General features: G+C 57.4%; 17 protein-coding genes and 1 pseudogene. 9 read left to right on the top strand and 9 right to left on the bottom strand.

All coding sequences use genetic code 11. The features are described from left to right. Nucleotides 1-53 precede the first annotated feature (53 nt). Nucleotides 54-368, bottom strand: a complete 315-nt coding sequence (locus tag ACP7E4_RS23715; protein WP_426117956.1) for a DUF6124 family protein — start codon at nucleotides 366-368, stop codon at nucleotides 54-56. A gap of 538 nt (nucleotides 369-906) precedes the next feature. On the opposite strand from ACP7E4_RS23715, the gene ACP7E4_RS23710 reads away from it, so the two are divergent. Next, nucleotides 907-1,602, top strand: a complete 696-nt coding sequence (locus ACP7E4_RS23710; protein WP_426117955.1) for a hypothetical protein — start codon at nucleotides 907-909, stop codon at nucleotides 1,600-1,602. A 249-nt stretch (nucleotides 1,603-1,851) separates the two neighbouring features. On the opposite strand, the gene ACP7E4_RS23705 is transcribed toward ACP7E4_RS23710, so the two are convergent. Beyond that, nucleotides 1,852-2,205 carry a hypothetical protein gene (locus tag ACP7E4_RS23705; RefSeq protein WP_426117954.1) on the bottom strand — a complete coding sequence of 118 codons (354 nt, stop codon included), beginning with the start codon at nucleotides 2,203-2,205 and terminating at the stop codon, nucleotides 1,852-1,854. A gap of 328 nt (nucleotides 2,206-2,533) precedes the next feature. Between ACP7E4_RS23705 and ACP7E4_RS23700 the strand changes: the two genes are divergently transcribed. Continuing rightward, on the top strand, nucleotides 2,534-2,992 hold the full coding sequence (locus ACP7E4_RS23700; RefSeq protein ID WP_426117953.1) for a hypothetical protein: 459 nt from the start codon (nucleotides 2,534-2,536) through the stop codon (nucleotides 2,990-2,992). Between the two features lie 352 nt (nucleotides 2,993-3,344). On the opposite strand, the gene ACP7E4_RS23695 is transcribed toward ACP7E4_RS23700, so the two are convergent. After that, a complete protein-coding gene (locus ACP7E4_RS23695) occupies nucleotides 3,345-4,208 on the bottom strand; it encodes a LysR family transcriptional regulator (protein ID WP_426117952.1) in 864 nt (287 codons plus the stop codon). Nucleotides 4,209-4,320: 112 nt separating this feature from the next. Here ACP7E4_RS23695 and ACP7E4_RS23690 point away from each other — a divergent pair, with 112 nt between their 5' ends. Beyond that, complete coding sequence (locus ACP7E4_RS23690; protein ID WP_426117960.1) at nucleotides 4,321-4,929, top strand: LysE family translocator; 609 nt, start codon at nucleotides 4,321-4,323, stop codon at nucleotides 4,927-4,929. Nucleotides 4,930-4,962: 33 nt separating this feature from the next. Here ACP7E4_RS23690 and ACP7E4_RS23685 read toward each other — a convergent pair. From ACP7E4_RS23685 to ACP7E4_RS23660, 6 genes and pseudogenes are all read right to left on the bottom strand, one after another. Further along, nucleotides 4,963-5,067: pseudogene (locus ACP7E4_RS23685) on the bottom strand (transposase domain-containing protein); the annotation flags it as partial. Between the two features lie 226 nt (nucleotides 5,068-5,293). Continuing rightward, a complete protein-coding gene (tnpB, locus tag ACP7E4_RS23680; RefSeq protein WP_426117951.1) occupies nucleotides 5,294-5,629 on the bottom strand; it encodes an IS66 family insertion sequence element accessory protein TnpB in 336 nt (111 codons plus the stop codon). Between the two features lie 176 nt (nucleotides 5,630-5,805). After that, complete coding sequence (locus ACP7E4_RS23675; RefSeq protein ID WP_426117950.1) at nucleotides 5,806-5,955, bottom strand: transposase; 150 nt, start codon at nucleotides 5,953-5,955, stop codon at nucleotides 5,806-5,808. A gap of 72 nt (nucleotides 5,956-6,027) precedes the next feature. Beyond that, nucleotides 6,028-6,285, bottom strand: a complete 258-nt coding sequence (locus ACP7E4_RS23670; RefSeq protein WP_426117949.1) for a histidine phosphatase family protein — start codon at nucleotides 6,283-6,285, stop codon at nucleotides 6,028-6,030. 440 nt (nucleotides 6,286-6,725) lie between these two features. After that, on the bottom strand, nucleotides 6,726-7,781 hold the full coding sequence (locus tag ACP7E4_RS23665) for an NAD(P)-dependent oxidoreductase (protein ID WP_426117948.1): 1,056 nt from the start codon (nucleotides 7,779-7,781) through the stop codon (nucleotides 6,726-6,728). Nucleotides 7,782-8,572: 791 nt separating this feature from the next. After that, nucleotides 8,573-9,451: a LysR family transcriptional regulator gene (locus tag ACP7E4_RS23660; protein ID WP_426117947.1), complete on the bottom strand. Its 879-nt coding sequence runs from the start codon at nucleotides 9,449-9,451 to the stop codon at nucleotides 8,573-8,575. Nucleotides 9,452-9,581: 130 nt separating this feature from the next. On the opposite strand from ACP7E4_RS23660, the gene ACP7E4_RS23655 reads away from it, so the two are divergent. The 6 genes from ACP7E4_RS23655 (at nucleotide 9,582) to ACP7E4_RS23630 (ending at nucleotide 17,006) form a co-directional block, all read left to right on the top strand. Beyond that, on the top strand, nucleotides 9,582-10,448 hold the full coding sequence (locus ACP7E4_RS23655) for an alpha/beta hydrolase (protein WP_426117946.1): 867 nt from the start codon (nucleotides 9,582-9,584) through the stop codon (nucleotides 10,446-10,448). Nucleotides 10,449-10,574: 126 nt separating this feature from the next. Next, nucleotides 10,575-12,143, top strand: coding sequence for an ABC transporter substrate-binding protein (locus tag ACP7E4_RS23650; RefSeq protein WP_426117945.1), 1,569 nt, complete (start codon nucleotides 10,575-10,577; stop codon nucleotides 12,141-12,143). Between the two features lie 11 nt (nucleotides 12,144-12,154). After that, the gene (locus ACP7E4_RS23645) at nucleotides 12,155-13,096 is read left to right on the top strand and encodes an ABC transporter permease (RefSeq protein WP_321361081.1); all 942 of its coding nucleotides are present in this window, start codon (nucleotides 12,155-12,157) and stop codon (nucleotides 13,094-13,096) included. Beyond that, on the top strand, nucleotides 13,093-13,962 hold the full coding sequence (locus ACP7E4_RS23640) for an ABC transporter permease (RefSeq protein WP_426117944.1): 870 nt from the start codon (nucleotides 13,093-13,095) through the stop codon (nucleotides 13,960-13,962). Before ACP7E4_RS23645 ends, ACP7E4_RS23640 begins: the two co-directional genes overlap by 4 nt. 2 nt (nucleotides 13,963-13,964) lie before the next feature. Further along, nucleotides 13,965-15,596, top strand: a complete 1,632-nt coding sequence (locus ACP7E4_RS23635; RefSeq protein WP_426117943.1) for an ABC transporter ATP-binding protein — start codon at nucleotides 13,965-13,967, stop codon at nucleotides 15,594-15,596. 129 nt (nucleotides 15,597-15,725) lie between these two features. Next, nucleotides 15,726-17,006, top strand: coding sequence for an OprD family porin (locus ACP7E4_RS23630; protein WP_426117942.1), 1,281 nt, complete (start codon nucleotides 15,726-15,728; stop codon nucleotides 17,004-17,006). Nucleotides 17,007-17,063 lie beyond the last annotated feature (57 nt).

Genomic DNA, 17,063 nt, shown 5'->3' with positions numbered 1-17,063 from the left:
GGCCTCAAGCTTGAACTCGAGGGTGTATTTAACGCGGTCTGTCTTGGACTTAGTCATGTCGTATCCTTGCGGCTATTGAGACACCTGGCAAGGGATACGTTTTTCAGGGGCAAGGTCACCAGCGCGCGAGCTGCTTCTATCTGATGCAACACCGAACGAGCCAGTGGCCGGAATTCCAGCGTGATGTTGTCGGCTGTTTCATATGCGGTAGCAGCTGCGCAGCACAGGTATTCGGACGCCAGAACCAACGCATCTTTAACCTTGATGTCGGGCCTGACCGCGAACACGCTGAGGTTACCAAGATTGGTATTGGTCAACGGGTCTGGAGTGATGGGTGTTTGAGGCGGATGAGGCGTCGATCTGATCATGGTGAATCTCCCTGATTGGTTGAGCCGACGCCCTCTGCTGTCAATCAGAATGGGCGGCGGCTGCACGCGGGTTGACAGACCAGGAATCAAGGAACCCGGCGCACACGAATGTGCCCCACGACAGCCGCCATAGCACAGCCTGCGGATACAAGATCCGCTGACTGCTTGGCGAGTGTTGCGCCTCGATTGATACGGTCTGTCAAAACCGGTCGCTGTGATCAGCGACCCGACGAGCGTATTCCGCAGTCATACGAGGCACAAGACGGTGCAGAGGATATTCGAAAATTTCAGAAGAGTCTTACAGGCCGGTAGGTTTGTTGCTGAAGGATGTTTCTGATGGTTCGTTGCTAGAGAGTGGGGTTTCGGGGGCATGGACGCGGTCGGGAGGGGCTGTATTGCGGGTAGGTGAGTTAATCTCAGACTTTGCTGTGGTGCCAACATTCCTTCCCATTTATAGATCAAGGAAGTCTGCGGTGAACGACGCGCCCAGCTATGAATTTGATGGATACCTCTGCACGCCCGGTGGTGAAAAACATCTGTGCGACATAAAAGTCTGGTTACCCAATGGACCAGACGCGGACGGATCAATAAATGTCGTCGTTATGAATCAGATGGCGCACGCCTCGCACCTACGGGGGGGCGCAATCCTCTACAGCGGCAGCGGGCAACTACTGAGGAAGAGGCCGCAGGGCCTTTAATTGCAGCTAAAGATCTAGAGCGGTACTTTGCACACATCTCTCCGTGGTGGCTTAACTTAGATGATATAAATAAAGACACGGTGCGGCTGGCCATTTTTTCCTTAAATCCTTCGACAGATACAACCATTGAGTCTGATTTTATTTCTAGATTCTCGGCTTTAGAAGGGCTGGTAAAGCGCTGGACACCCATCAAAGCTAAATTCTTCAAGCAGAAGGCTGAAGCATTGCTGCATGCGTTCCCTCCGCGAGTTATTGGTTTATGGCCCCTTGTAGATAACTCCTCAGGAAAGTCGCTTTACTGGATAAGAAACGAATTGGCACATGGGCGTGACGTGATGCAATTTACTAATGGAGCGCTTGCGCTTGCTAATGACCATCTTCAGCTTTGGCTTGAGTATATATTACTTACCATAGCGGATTATCCTCACGAAAGTCATTGGAAGGATTGGCTCAGCAACGAAGTTATTTCACAACGGGAAATGGTGCGAGAAATATCAGCCAAGCTTGAAGGGCAGGCGAATGGCAAACAGATCTGATCCGACCTTCTGAGTACCTCTGAAGAGATCAGCGAACAGAGGTGGCATAACTTGATACTACGACGCGAGCTCCCACGACGCGTGAAGGCTGCAATGAGGCAACCAGGGCATGCCTGACTGTGTCAGTCAGGCGCAGTCTATTTCGTCCACTGCGGCAGCATCATGGACATCGCTGCAGCAGGTGATGTCGGTGTTAGGTACACCAACACCACGAGGTAGCACATTGGTTGGAGCCGACTGAGTTAATGCTCATTCGGCATCCGCAACCTCGAGGTAGTCTTGGCGCAGATGAGGCGGACGGCCGGCCTCCTTTTTCAGGCGTTCGTGCTCACGAATGACCAGTGGGTAAAGTTTGTGCTCTAGTGTCTTCGCCAATTTTGTCGCGGTTTTCTCGTCCATGCCTCTAACTGTGCCGCATCTGCCAGAAGCACAGCTTACTTGGCTTTCGCTGATATCCAGAGCGTGCAGCGCACCGTCGATGAATGCAGTCAGCACCTCATTATTCCGATGCAGTGCTTCGCTTTCTGGTGTTTCTTGATAGTCCCATTGGACCTCGTAAAATTTTCCTCTTTTGAATATCTCTATTTTTGGTAATGCCGGCATATGGCGTTCTCCTGATCTGCGGGATGTAGGTACGCGCGAAGATACCCCAGAAAGGAAGTCATGACTTTCGGAAAAATGCTCGAATCATTTGAAGATCAAGGACCTACTCGCATACGAAACTTGCCTTCAAAATGATCTGCCTTTTCTTACACGGTCGGCTCTTTAAGTCCTTCAGCACGTAAAGCTGAAGTGAAGCCCTTACATATTTCGTAAAAAAAAACGATTAGGCAGAGACAATTCTTCCCGCTGTTCTTCGGCAGGCCATTTCGAGTGCATGACACAATACGTGCCCTGCCAACTGCAGCTCGTCCCGGTTCTGGATCGTCTTTTGTCCGATTTCTTCAACCTAAAAGAAAACGTTTTAATCCCCCATCCATCCGGGGTGCTCAGCTTCGGCACCATTCCCGAAATGCCAAAATTCTCTCTCCCCGGCGGTGAAATCTTCCTGCGAGTAGGCGTGCACAAAGGCGATAACAAAGGGTATGGCGTTAGGCATGTTTGGGAGGCGCATCGGAAAGATCTTTCCAAATTTGGCTGTACGGAAATCGCAGGTGTGCCCGCTCATATTGCACGGATGATCGTACCGGGGGCTCCGATCTATTGTGAGTTTCGCGAACTGAGGGGGAATCATCGCTTGGCGGTGATGAAAACGCCGACGGGTTCTCTGGTGCTGGACCCGAGATACGAGCGTCGTGGATTTGGCTATTACGTGGTTACCTGGTACCCAAAACGTAGGTTGGACGGCACTTTGGTCGGGCGTGTGGCGAGGCCTTTGAGCACGCAATAAAAAAGGCGCTCCAAGGAGCGCCTTTTAAAATATATGAGGAGTAGTCGCAGCGATTCTTTAGCTCCGGGCCATCACTGGCCGTGGGTTCAGGATCCGGCAGGCTAGCCTGTCGTCACTACTTCAGAGAGTGCCAGTATCTCTGCTGCCAAATTCTGGGGGGGCGTTACTGGAGCCCATGCCTAGAGATGCGCAATTGCAGTCCTCGGGCGGCATTTTCAATTGAAGTGGGCGTGAGTGTCAACGACACAAACATTTCAAAGCCCTGAACGGCATCAGGGTGTTTAGCCGATGGCGAAAGACTTAATGCACCCCACCTCATCCTCCATCCTGTTACCGCCCCAAAACCAGATGACTACGCCTGAAGTCTTAGCGCGCTGATGATAAAAGCATGAAGGCTATTGACCGCTTTAGACCCGCGAGAGGCTCGGCTACGTAAAATCGAAACTTCCATAGGTTCAATGTTTCCTAAGCCGTGCTCGCTACTTAAGACGTGAAGCGAGGCCTGCACGCTGCACTGAGTGATTGCGGCAATAGCGAGCCCACCCTCAACTGCGGCCACCTGGCCAGCAAGGCTGGAGCTGTTGTATACCACCTTGAATTCGCGTCCCTGTTGGGTCAGTGAGTTCACTGCATAACGCCGAGCCAGGCTTTCACTTTCGTAGACTGCGATAGGCACCGGGTCTCGCCTCCACAGTTCGAACTGGGGTGAGCCAACCCAAACCATGGGTTCTTTGAAGAGAAATGTACCGCTTTGAGGCGAGTCCCTGGACACCAGCGCAAGATCAAGATCGCCGCTTCGCACACGCGGGATAAGCGTGGTCGACTGTTCACAGGTCAGTTCTATTTCCACGCCTGCGTAACGCGGCGAAAAGCGCTTCAGAACCGGAGTGAGATACTTTGCCGCGTAGTCCTCCGCGACGCCAAGGCGGATTCGTCCGGTTAGCTCTTCACTATGAAAAGCCGCTTGGGTCTCAGCGTGCAGTGCGAGCATGCGACGGGCGTAGCTCAGCAGTGTCTGGCCGTCAGCGGTCAGTTGAAAGTGCCTCGGGCCACGACTCAACAACTGCCGTCCAAGCGCGGCCTCCAGTTTCTTCATCTGCATGCTGACGGCGGACTGCGATCTGTTTACCTCGTGGGCTGCGCCAGATAGCGAACCTGCATCCACCACTGCCACGAAGCACTTGAGCCAATCGATCTGCAAATCACTGGCAGGCATCGCTGTTACCTCTATTCGTTAATCGAATGGCTACGACGTGAATTATGCGCTTTTTATGATGACTGCTCACCCGCAAGATGCTGGTCTGAATCAACACATACTGGATCTGATCATGCCATTTGAGACCTGGTTGCTCTATCTGTTTACCTGCTGCGGCATAGCGGTAGTACCAGGGCCCAATGCGTTATTGGTGCTGACCCATGGAGCTATTCACGGGAGTCGGAAAACGCTTTTTACTATCACCGGTGGCGTGCTCGGCTTTGCAGTCGTGCTTTCGCTTTGCGCATTGGGATTGGGCGCACTGATCCAGGCGTCGGCCACCTGGTTCACAGCCTTGAAGGTTGTCGGCGGGCTCTATCTGATCTGGTTGGGCTTCGGGCTGTGGCGGGCTGCACCCGTCAGCCTTGATTCGACCGGCACAACAACCTTGCGACGTTGGTCACTGTTCCGCCAAGGGCTGGTATCAGCCATTTCAAACCCTAAGGCACTGCTGCTATTCACGGCGTTTATCCCACCATTCCTGAATCCCCACAGAAGCATCATCGCGCAGACGGCCGCCATCGCGCTGACTTACGCCGTCGTGGAGTTCGTCGTTGAGTATCTAGTGGCCAGCGCTGCGCACCGGGTCAGGCCTTGGTTAGCTCGAACCGGGCGCCGATTCAATAAAGTCTGTGGTGGGTTTTTTGTACTTTTCGGGTTGGCCCTGCCCATCCATACCTGAAGGCACGGCTTCCCGTATCAGACGGGATTCTGACCACAAATGTGGTAACAGTTGATGTACGCAGGTTGCGCATTGCGTCGGTAGTCTCGTCAGCACATCTTTCAGATAATCGTACGGATCATGCCCATTTATGCGCGCCGGCGCCGTAAATCCGGCTCCAGGTCGCGTACTTCGCTCTCGATTTCGTAAAGCAACTGGATATAGTGCAGGGCTTGCCATGGTGTCGACTTGCGACTGCAACTGCGCTGCCAAGGCACGCAGTTGGTCGGGGGACATTTGGTCGAGATTGGGCGAAGAAGTCATGCCCCGGATTTTGCCAGAACGGGCAGTTCGCGGCGATAAATCGATAGGCTAATGGCAGCCTTTAAAGCAGTGTGATCGCGCCGCCGAAACACGCGCGTTGCCATGGCAGGCCCAACACCAGGGCATGAAGTTGCTCGGTATCCAACTGCATTTCAGAACCATGACGAATGCTTGGCCAGTGGTACTTACCTTGGTTCAACCGGCGAGCTGCCAGCCAGATACCGAAACCGTCGTGCACTAGAACTTTCATGCGTGTGCCACGCCGATTGGCGAACAGATAAGCACAGTGCGGCTTCGCCGCACCGAACACTGCGATCACCCTGGCCAACGCCGTCTCGGTGCCAGCACGCATGTCCATTGGCTCGGTGGCGAGCCAAATGGAGTCGATGCGAATCATCGCAGCAGGTCTCGAAGAAAAGTCACGCAGGCAGCAGCACTTTCAGTTGGCCAGTTCACTTTGACGGTGCCGCGCGGGTGCTGGATCTCAACGCAGATATTCGACGATGCAGCTTGCGAATTTGCTCCAACCAGCTGCATGGGTAACGGAATAAATGCAGGTTGCATTGCCGTGCTTTACTGCGCTTGCCGAATCCATTTGTGGACGGGGTTTGCGTTGAGGCTGTGGCTGAGGGCAATGCTGGCAATCGAAGCGCCAGGCTGAGCACACTCTTGAATGACCTGGGCCTTGAAAGCCTTGGAATAGGAACGGCGTGTTGGCTGCATGAAATACCCGCTTAAAAGGCTAGAACTGGTGCCCACTTAAAATTGATCTGACCCCCAAAAATTGGACGCTTTCTATGCCCGCCGTGCTTGAGTCCTGTATTCCACTGGACTCAGATCACCTAGCTTCAGCCCTTGGTTAAGGATCCTCGCAGTCTCTGTGGCCCTTATGCGAGGGGATACGACGAGTGCATCAAGATTCTTGGGCAAGTATTCGCCAAGCGCTTCAGCTTGCCGCCGCCCCAGTTCGGTCAGCCCTGGATCAAGTGAACCGAGGTAGCGCTGTTCGGCATTGGCCCAGGTTTCCCCGTGCCGTACGACGTATAAATGCATGAAATCCATCTCAATGAGTTAAACCGGGCACCTTACCAACTGAAGCCGCTCGGGCTGTTGTGACGAATCGGGTATAGGATGCTTACACTTGAACAGCAAGCTCGTTGGGCATTCACCATCTGATGCATTTCAGCCTATTTCAATGTGCTTTCTCGTGATGGTTTGATGATTTGCCACGACTTCTTCTATAGCGGCTCTGAAGACTTTTTGAGTTGGCTCGATACTAACCCCGTAACGTGCAGCTAGGACGGAGTACCTTTCGGCTTGCGGGGCTTCGCGAGAAGGATCGACCGCCATCCAGCTCGTTACAGGATGGCATTCTCTTTTTCCTCGTTCCTTAGCCCGCACCGCCTTGGGCAGCTTTTGTTAGCCGCTTTGCCTGACGGGAGCAATACGTGATTTCCACGTTCCACTTACAGAAGTTCGTCGGGTTAGGTGCCTTACCGTGATTTCGCAGCGGTGCTGAATGCGTGGATCTTGTCGACGATTTGACGTGAAGCCGTCCTGATCGCCCTTGCGGTGTTGCCCGCGATATGCGGCGTCAGTTGCGCGTTGGCGATGCTTCTCAGCGGCGAGTTGAAGCAGTCCTTTTCTTGGGCAAAGGTATCGATGGCGACCGCTTTGATATGCTCGGGAAAGCGGGTCATGAAGGTTGCCAACTGGTCCTCGTCGACGATGCCACCGCGAGCGGTATTGATCAAGATCGAGCCCTGGCGCATCTGGCTGAACGCCGTACTGCCGAACAGGCCCCGGGTGATCGCTGTGAGCGGCGTGTGGATCGAGACAACGTTGGCTTCGCTCAGCAACTGCTCGAGGGTTTGTCTTCGCTCCAGCCCAAGGTCCCGTGCGACCTGATCCGTAAAACGTTCTGAACCGGTGACGATGACCTTTATCCCCAGAGCCCGAGCCTTGTGAGCCACCTGTTGGGCGATGCCACCAGTGCCCACCAGCCCCAGCGTCAGCTCGGAGAACTCCTGGCCGGGAGCCACACTGCCCTTGGACCAATGGCCTTTGTGGGTTTCGGCGTTGTAGTGGCTGAGGTCCCTGGATAAAAACAACGCCTGGGCCACCACATATTCAGCGACGGCGCTGGCGTTGGAGCCTGGTGTGTTCAGTATCGTCACGCCAGCGCGCTCAGCCTCTTGGCGGTCGATATGGTTAAGCCCTACACCTGCCTGGGCGATGGCGCGCAATGGTGTTGTCAGTGCGGGCGAGGCGGCGGCGCTGATTAGTTCGCCGTCGAGTGGGATGTTCAAGCGCGTCTTTAACACGCTGTAGCCGCCGGCTTGGGTCACCGCAGCGATGAAGGCGGGCTTGTCGTGGCAATTGATCTCGGCATATTGAATGCGCTCGTCGTAGTGGCGCTTGATGGTGTGCTTGTCGGTGAAATAGTGAAGATTCAGGGTGACGGGCAGGCCCAGTTCAAGGAATCGGTCGACTTCCTCAAATAGCAGCGGTGGGCCGGGAGCGTCCAGTATCAGGGTGGTGAATGCCATGCGCGTGGTCCTTTTGAGGAGTACCTGCACCTACCGCTATCCAGTTTACCGCCGGGTAGCGGTAGGTGATTTACCAAGTAAAGTGACTCGTACTCACGGAATCGACCAGGCCTGCGTCAATACTGACTGCTGCCGGGCGGCCTCCAGTAACCGATGATGTTTCTCGGGGGGCAAGCATATGGGAACGTCTAACGTCGGTATAAGATTTGTTACGCATAACCTTAGGAACAATCGGGCCCAAGTAACTTCGCCGGACGGGACACACCCAAACAAAAAAGGCCCACCTTTCGGTGAGCCTTCTTCGGTGTTGCGTATGGTGCGGGCACCAGACGAACGGTATGTTTCGGCGAGACTAGGGTTTTCGGGCATCTGGAGTTCGCTGGAAAAATTCTGCGTCCCCCAACTAGTAACTATAAAAAATCAGCTAGTTATGGCGTTCGGTGGAATCGAATTCGGGATTTTTTAGATGTCAGCACGTTGTCGGTCTGCAAGTAATTTAGAGCCGCATACGGAATGGTAAGCCTCTTGAATTCGAACGTTGTCGATCATCCCTTCCATAGAGAATAGGCAGGAATTAGACAAAAACTGCCGTGCCGTGGCGACAGGCCGCAGACTGCCAATTGCGGCCTGTTGCGAACGGCCGCATTGGCCCTGAATGGCCAGTAGTCAACGGCATTTCGGGGGCGAAAAGTGCTTGCTCCGCAAGTGCGGGAAGTTCTTCCAGAGAGACAGGGGCGCAGTTCACGGCTTTTCCCGATGACAGACACTAATGGACCACGCTAAGGGAAGGATTACCTTGCCACAGCCGACATCAGCAACTTGCGAATTTCCCCGGTAATCGCACTTTTGGTGCCTTGTTCCAATATCCCCACCCGGCGTACTGCCAGGTCGCCCGGCAACGGCAGCACCCGCAGGCTTGGGTCTTTGTGCCAGTCGAAATTTTTCAGCAGCGGCACAATCGCCACCCCGACTTGCTGGCGCACCAGGTCGGCGATTCCGATGATCGAGTTCAGTTCCAGGATCTCCAGCGGTTCGACCGATTCACTCTTGATGATCGACTGCACCTTGCGACCCACTGCCGTGGACCTGTCGTAGCGAATAAACGGCTGGGTTCTCAGCAACTCCACTGCGTCGTTGATGCCGGCGGTCTGTGTGGCATTGGCGAGCATGACGATCGGTTCGTTGTAGAGCAGGGTCCAACTCAAACCATTGAAGTTTTGCCGCGCCGTCTCGATCAGCAAGGCGGCGTCTAGCTTGGCGGCGTGTATCAGGTTGACCACTTCCTCGGAGCGGGCGGTCATCAGGTTCACCGATATGCGGGGGTGCAGTTTTTTCAGTTGCACCAGGCAATTGGCGAGCAGGCCCATGCCTGAGGTAATGCCGCCGATCGACACTTCGCCCTCCATGGCTTCGCCGTCGAGGGCTTCGGCGATCATTTGCTCGTAGTCCGCCAGCAGACGCTTGGCCTTGGGGAGCAATAACACACCATCGCGGCTCAGCTTGACCTGCCGCTGGCTTCGGTCGAACAGCGGGCGGCGCATTTCCTCTTCGAGTGCGCGCATTTGTTGGCCGACGGCGGCGTTGGTCAGTGCCACGCGGTCGGCAGCGGCGGCAAAGCTGCCGTACTCGGCGACGGCGATAAACGTCTTGAAAAAACGAATGTTGCTCATGGGTGGCTCGCAGCCATGGGTAGAGCTTAATCGTAAAGGTTTTGTTTGCCCTGGATAAAGTTTAATTAGTTTTTCTTTTTATAGCGCCCGACCAATACTCAAGTCCGAACTGACTCGGCGAACTTTCCACATGAGCAATCCAGATACCAATCCCATCGACGCGGCCTTGCGTGCGGCCAAAAACGTGTATCACCTCGGCGCTACCACGGTGTACTCACACCACGAGGACAGCCGTTTTGCCTACACCCTCTATGTGCCCGAAACTATCGAAGACAGCTCCCGGCCAGTAGACCTGGTGGTGTCGCTGCATGGCTCAACCCGTGCGATGGAGATTTATCGCAATGGCTTTGCGGAATTTGGCCGCTGGAACGATTGTGTGATCCTGTCGCCACTGTTCCCGGTCGGCGTGCTGGGTGACAGCAACGGCGATGGCTACAAGCAGCTGGTCGAGGGCGATATCCGTTACGACCAAGTGTTGCTCGACATGATCGCCAGCGTCGGCAAGCGCTACGGTCGTCTCTTCGATACCTTTGCGCTGTTCGGCTATTCCGGCGGCGGGCAATTCACCCACCGGTTCTGCTACCTGCACCCCGAGAAACTTTGGGCGGCGTCCATCGGTGCGCCGGGCTCGGTGACCTTGCTGGATTCCGAGCAGGACTGGTGGGTCGGCGTGCGGGACTTCGCGACGCGCTTTGGCAAACCGTTGAACCTGCAAGCCTTGCAGCAACTGCCGGTGCACATGGTGGTCGGCGATTCAGACCTCGAAACCTGGGAAATCACCCACCGCGAAGGGGGCAAACACTATATGGCCGGTGCCAACGCTGCCGGACGCACGCGCCCGGAGCGCCTGGCCAGCTTGAAGGCGAGTTTCGAAGCCGCCGGCGTGCACGTGCACTTCGACCTGTTGCCCAACGTCGCGCACCAGGGCATCAAGGCCATGCCGGCTGCCCAGGACTTCTTCGCCAAGGTGTTGCGCCGCAAGCGCAGCCTTGGCTGATACACCGCTGGTAGATGTACTCAGAACAGGCCGTATAACAATAACCAAGGATTCACTCATTCTGATGCCGGTCCTGCCTTGGCCCTCGCCACTGACCGGAAAATTTCTTCAAGGAGTCTTTCTCCCGTGAATAGTTACGTAAAGACGGCACTGGCCGTCGCGATGTCGGCGTGCACTTTTTCCATGGCCGTCGCGCAAGACAAGGTCATCAGCGTTGGTCTCAATGGTGATATCCGCAGCACCGACCCGGGCGTCAACCGTGACGACAATACTGATGCGGTGATGATGCATATCGTCGAAGGGCTGGTGGCGTATCGCGAAGACACCAGCATCGCGCCGATGCTGGCCAGTGCCGTCGCTGTCTCGCCGGACGGCCTGCGCTACACCTTCAGCCTGCGAGACGGCGTGCACTTCCAGAATGGCCAGCTGTTGACGGCCAAGGATGTGCAATGGACCTGGCTGCGCTACCTGGACCCCAAGACCCAGTGGCGTTGTCTGGCGGAGTTCGACGGGCGTGGCGCAGCCAAGATTGTCGATGTCGCCACCCGTGACCCGAAAACCGTGGTGTTCACGCTGGACCAGGCCAACGGCTTGTTCCTCGCCGCGATGGCTCGCCCGGATTGTGCCGGCAGCGGCATCCTGCACCCGGACTCCCTGGCCGCCGATGGCAGTTGGCGTGCACCGATTGGCACCGGGCCGTTCATCCTGGGCAAATGGCAGAAGGGCCAGTATGTCGAACTGGATCGCTTCAAGGAATACACGCCGCGTGCCGAGGCCGAGGCGGACGGGTACACCGGCAACAAGCAGGCGTTTGTCGACAAGGTGCGTTTCGAGGTGATCCCCGATTCGGCCTCGGCCAAGGCCGCGCTGCTCTCGGGTGGCGTCGACCTGCTGCCGGACGTGACGGCGATGGACGCCGCACAACTCAAGCAGGTCAAGAATCTGCAGATCCAGGTCAGCCCGATCATGACCATCAGCGGCCTGCTGTTCCAGACCCGTGACCCGTTGCTCAGGGACGTGCGCATTCGTCGCGCGGTGGCGCTGTCCCTGGATTACGCACAGATGGTGGCGGCCTTGTCCGATGGCTTGTCGGTAGTCAACAACTCGGTCATCCCCACCGCCAGCCCGTACTACGACGACACCGCGCACCAGGGCTACACCTACAACCTCGACGAGGCCCGGCGCCTGTTGAAAGAAGCCGGTTACGGCGGCGAAAAAATTCGCATGCTGGTCAACAAACGGTACCCGCAGATGTTCGACATGGGGTTGCTCAGCCAGGCGATGACTCAGGCGGCGGGGCTGAATATCGAGATGGAAACCCTGGAGTGGGGCACGCAGCTGGAGCGCTACCAGACCGGCAGCTACCAGATGATGTCGTTCTCTTATTCGGGGCGTTTCGATGCGGCGCAGAGCTACGAATCAGTGATCGGCGACAAACAGAAGGAGCCGCGCAAGGTCTGGGACAACACCGAAGCCTTGGCGATATTGCGCGAGGCCCAGCGTGAGGTTGACCCCGCCAAGCGCCAGCCGCTGTTCGACAAGCTACACACCTTGATGCTCAAGGATGTACCGATGGTGGTCATCTACAACGGTACCGCCATCGGCGCCATGGGCAAGCGTGTTGAAGGTTATCGCTCCTGGCCCGTTGCCAAACCGCGCCTGTGGGGCGTGAAGCTGGCCGACACTTCCAAGTAAGGCGTACCGCTATGTTTCGATTCATATTGCACAGGCTCGGCATGGCGGTGCCGACCCTGCTGTTGATCTCGGTGATTGTATTTGCCTTGATTCGCCTGATCCCCGGCGACCCGGCGTTGCTGATGCTGGGCGACATGGCCGACCCGCAAAGCCTTGCCGACATGCGCAGCAGCCTGGGGTTGGACCACTCGGTGGTGACCCAGTACCTGATCTGGATCAAGTCGGTGCTCAGTGGCGATCTCGGGATGTCCATCAGCAGCCGCCAGCCGGTATTGGAGTTGCTGATCGAACGATTCAGCGTTAGCGCCACAGTGGTGCTCGTCGCGGTGTTACTGGCGACCCTGCTCGCGGTGCCGGTGGGTTTGCTCGCGGCCTGGAAGCAAAACAGTGCGCTGGACTTGGGCCTGGTGGCTACGGCGACGTTGCTGCTGTCGGTGCCGAGTTTCTGGTTGGGCTTGTTGTTGCTCTATGTGTTTGGCATTCAGCTCGGCTGGTTGCCGGTGATCGGTTACGTCGGCTTTGCCAGCGACCCGATGAAAGCGGTGACCTATGTGGTGCTGCCGATCATCACCCTGACCCTGGTGGAGTTCGGCGCCATTGCCCGGATGGCGCGGGCCAGCACCATCGAAGTGTTGCGCCTGGAGTACATCGCCCATGCGCGGGCCAAAGGGTTGTCGGAGGGGGCGGTGCTGTGGAAACACGCTCTGCGCAATGCGTTTGCGCCCACCTGGACCTTGATTGGCCTGATTCTCGGCAATTTGCTCGGCGGCATTGCGGTACTGGAAACCGTGTTCACCTTGCCCGGTATTGGCCGCTTGATGGTCGATGCGATCTTCTCCCGTGACTACCCGGTGCTGCAGGGTTGCCTGCTGCTGGTCACCTGCATCTATGTGTTGGTCAACCTGTTGGTGGATCTGTTGTATCCGCTGTTCGATCCAAGGGTGAAGCTATGAACCTCAAGACTCCTGCCTTGCCGACAGGGCTGGATACCCAGCCTCGACGTGCCCGGCGTTACCCGCCGTTGAATGCGTTGATTGGCGGCAGCCTACTCGCGGCACTGGTATTGCTGGCGTTGCTCGGCTTGGTGTGGACACCTTATGACCCGCTCAAGCTGGACCTGTTGTCGCGCCTGCACGCGCCAAATGCTGTGCACTGGCTGGGCACCGACGAATTCGGCCGTGACGTGTTCAGTCGATTGATCATTGGTGCACGCACCAGCCTGTGGATCAGTCTGCTCTCGGTGAGCGTGGCGGTTATCTGCGGCACGGTAATCGGTATGCTTGCCGGTTATCTGCGCGGCTGGACCGACCGCGTGCTGATGATGCTCAACGATGCTCTGCTGGCGTTTCCGGGCATTCTGATGGCCCTGGGCATCATGGCAATCATTGGTGCCAGCCAGTACGGCATCGTGCTCGCCCTGGGCATTGCCTATACCCCGTCAGTGGTGCGGGTAGTGCGGGGCAGTGTGTTGTCGTTGCGTGAGCTGGAGTTCATCGAGGCGTCTCGGGTGATCGGCAACTCCGAGCTATACACCATGTTCCGCCATATCACCCCCAACTGCCTGGCGCCGCTGTGTGTGCTGGGCACCAGCATGTTCGGCTGGGCGTTGCTCTCGGAGAGTGCGCTGAGCTTCCTTGGCCTGGGCGTACCGCCGCCGGCCGCGACCTGGGGCAGCATGCTCTCGGCGAGCCGCACCTACATCTCGACGGCGCCGTGGCTGGGGATCTTCCCGGGCATTTTTATCAGCCTGACGTTGCTGGCTATCAATCTGTTCGGCGATGCCTTGCGTGATCGTCTCGACCCGCGCATGAGGAAATGAGCATGAACGTTCCAGTGCCATTACTGGCCGTTGAAAATCTACAGATTCGCGTCGGTGCAGACGGTCCGCTGGCCGTCGATGATTTCAGCTTCACCATGGCGCCTGGCGAGATCGTCGCACTGGTAGGCGAATCGGGCAGCGGCAAGACCATGGCCGCACGCGCTGCCATTGGCTTGCTGCCGGCACCGATGCAGGTGTGTGGTGGACGCATCACCTTCCAGGGCGAACCGCTGGACAGTGGCAATGCCAAGGCGATGCGTGAAGTGCGCGGTGCGCGGATCGGCATGGTGTTCCAGGAACCAATGGTCTCGCTCAACCCCGCGCTGACGATTGGCCAGCAGATGAGCGAGGCGCTCAAACTGCATACCGCGCTGGATGCGGCGACGATCCGCGAGTGCTGCAGCGCCATGCTGCAACGCATCGGTATCAAGGATGCCGAGAAATGCCTGGGGTCCTACCCGCACCAGTTCTCCGGCGGCATGCGCCAACGCATCATGCTGGCCTCGGTGATGCTGCTGCGTCCGGCGCTGCTGATCGCTGACGAGCCAACCACGGCGCTCGATTGCCTGGCACAACTGGACGTGATCGAGTTGATGCTGGAGCTGACGCGCGAGCAAGGCACCGCGATTTTGTTCATCAGCCACGACCTGTCCCTGGTGGCGCGTTATGCCCACAAGGTGGTGGTGATGCGTGCGGGCAAGGCGGTGGAGCAGGGCCGTATCGAAGACATCCTGTTCGCGCCGAAGGCCGACTACACCCGGCAGTTGCTTGAAGCGCTGCCACGGCGCGGCGAGCTGGTGCCACTACCGGTCGCCGACAACGCGTTGTTGCAGGTCCGGGATGTGTGCATCGAACACCCGGGGCCGCGCAGTTTCTGGGGGCGCAGCGTACCCAAGCGCGTGGTGCATTCGGTGAACCTGAGCATCGCACAGGGTGAGACCTTGGCCTTGGTCGGTGGCAGCGGTTCGGGCAAAACCACCCTCGGGCGTGCAGTGGTCGGGTTGGTCACCCCATGCGCCGGGGCCATCCTGTTCCAGGGCGTGGATATACTCAAGGCAGCCAACCGTGCACACCGCCTGCAATGCCAGATGATTTTCCAGGACCCGTATTCTTCCCTCGATCCGCGCATGACTGTCGGCCAGATCATTGCCGAGCCGCTGCGCCATGAGCCGGGGCTGACGGCCGCGCAAAAACGCCAGCGGGTCACCGAGACCCTGGTTGACATCGGCTTGCCAGATCAGTTCTGTGAGCGCTTTGCCCATCAACTCTCCGGTGGCCAGCGCCAGCGCGTGGCGATTGGCCGGGCGCTGGTCAGGCGGCCCAAGCTGGTGATTGCCGACGAGCCGATTTCGGCGTTGGACATGACCATTCAAAAGCAGATTCTTGAGTTGTTCGAGCGCTTGCAACGCCAATACGGGTTCGCCTGCCTGTTCATCTCCCACGACCTGTCGGCAGTGGAGCGCATCGCTCATCGCGTGGCGGTGATGAATCAGGGCGAAGTGGTTGAAATGGGGCCGCGCGACTCCATTTTCGACACCCCACAACATCCCTATACCCGTCGGCTGCTCGCAGCGGCCAGTCCCTTGGAGAAACGTGCGGATGGCAGTTACCGCCTCCGTGCCGGTGTGATTTAGGTACTGCTGCACCCCAGGCCATGTTTTGAACCCCAACCCTTCGTCAATCGGTGATTGGCGAAGCGGGCGAAGCCATGGCCGAAGAAAACAAAAACAACCCCACTCAACCTGTCTGCCAGGAACCTCCACATGAATAACCGCATCAACAAAGTTGTCACCAGTGCCAGCGTCATGGGCGTCGGTTTCTTGCCCTTGTTTGCCCAGGCCGACTTTGTCGCCGACAGCAAGGCCTCGTTTGAATTGAAGAACTATTACTTCAACCGCGACTACCGCGAGTCCAGCGGGCAGAACAAGCGCGCCGAATGGGCGCAGGGGTTTATCCTCAAGCTCGAATCGGGCTTTACCGACGGTACGGTAGGCTTTGGCCTGGACGCGGTCAGCATGCTGGGCGTGAAGCTTGATTCGAGTCCGGACAACTCGGGCACCGGGCTGCTGGCGCGCTCAAGCGTAGCCGAGCCGGGCGCTCCCAGCTACGCACGCCGTGCTCATGACAACTACTCCAAACTCGGCATCACCGGCAAGGCGCGCATGGCCCAAAGCGAGCTGCGCGTGGGCTACATGGTGCCTGACTTACCCACCCTGCAACCAAACCTCAGCCGTCTGTTCCCGCAGAGCTTCAGTGGCACAGCGCTCACCTCCAAGGACATCGATAAGCTGACCCTGACCGTGGGCCAACTGGACCAGGTCAAGCAACGCGAATCGACCCACTACGAGGACATGGGCCTTACCAGCCAGTACGGTGCCTACAAAAGCAGCGCCAAAAGTGATGAGTTCCGCTACGCCGGTGGCGAGTACAAGCTCACGCCAACCACGTTCGTTACCTATCAGTACGCGCAACTCGAAAGCCTCTACCAACAGCACTACCTGGGTTTGAAAAATAGCTTCAAGTGGGGCCCCGGTACGTTCAAGACCGACATCCGTTACTTCAACGCCAGTGAAGACGGTGCGGCCCTGGCCGGCAAGGTGGATAACCGTGCGTTAAGTACCCGTATCGGTTACGGCCTCTACGGTCACAACCTCAGCGGCGGTTACCAGGCGCAATACGGCTCGACGCCGTTCACTTATGTGGACGGTACCAATACCTACCTGTTCACCGAGTATCAACTGGCCAACTTCTCCCAGACCGGCGAGCGCGTGTGGCATGCCCGCTATGACTATGACTTCGCCTCGCTGGGCATTCCGGGCCTGCTGTTCTCGACGCGTTATGCCAAGGGCGACAACGCTAAGGTCATCGGCTTCAACGGCGAAGGGCGCGAGTGGGAGAGGGACTTGAGTCTCGGCTACGTGGTGCAGAGCGGTACGTTCAAGGATGTGTCGCTGCGTTGGCAGAACGCCAGCGCCACCAGCAACTTCGCCCGTGACACCAATGAAAACCGAGTGATCCTGGGTTACACCGTGGCGCTCTGGTAGCAGTAACGGCGTGCAACAGGGTCAGCCTGTTGCACGCTAAGGCAGTGGAAATGAGGG

The organism is Pseudomonas sp. DSP3-2-3, from assembly GCF_049898225.1.
In the GTDB taxonomy this organism is placed as follows: domain Bacteria; phylum Pseudomonadota; class Gammaproteobacteria; order Pseudomonadales; family Pseudomonadaceae; genus Aquipseudomonas.
The sequence above is the reverse complement of the archived record's forward strand: the minus strand, read 5'-3'. Positions and strand labels throughout refer to the sequence as shown.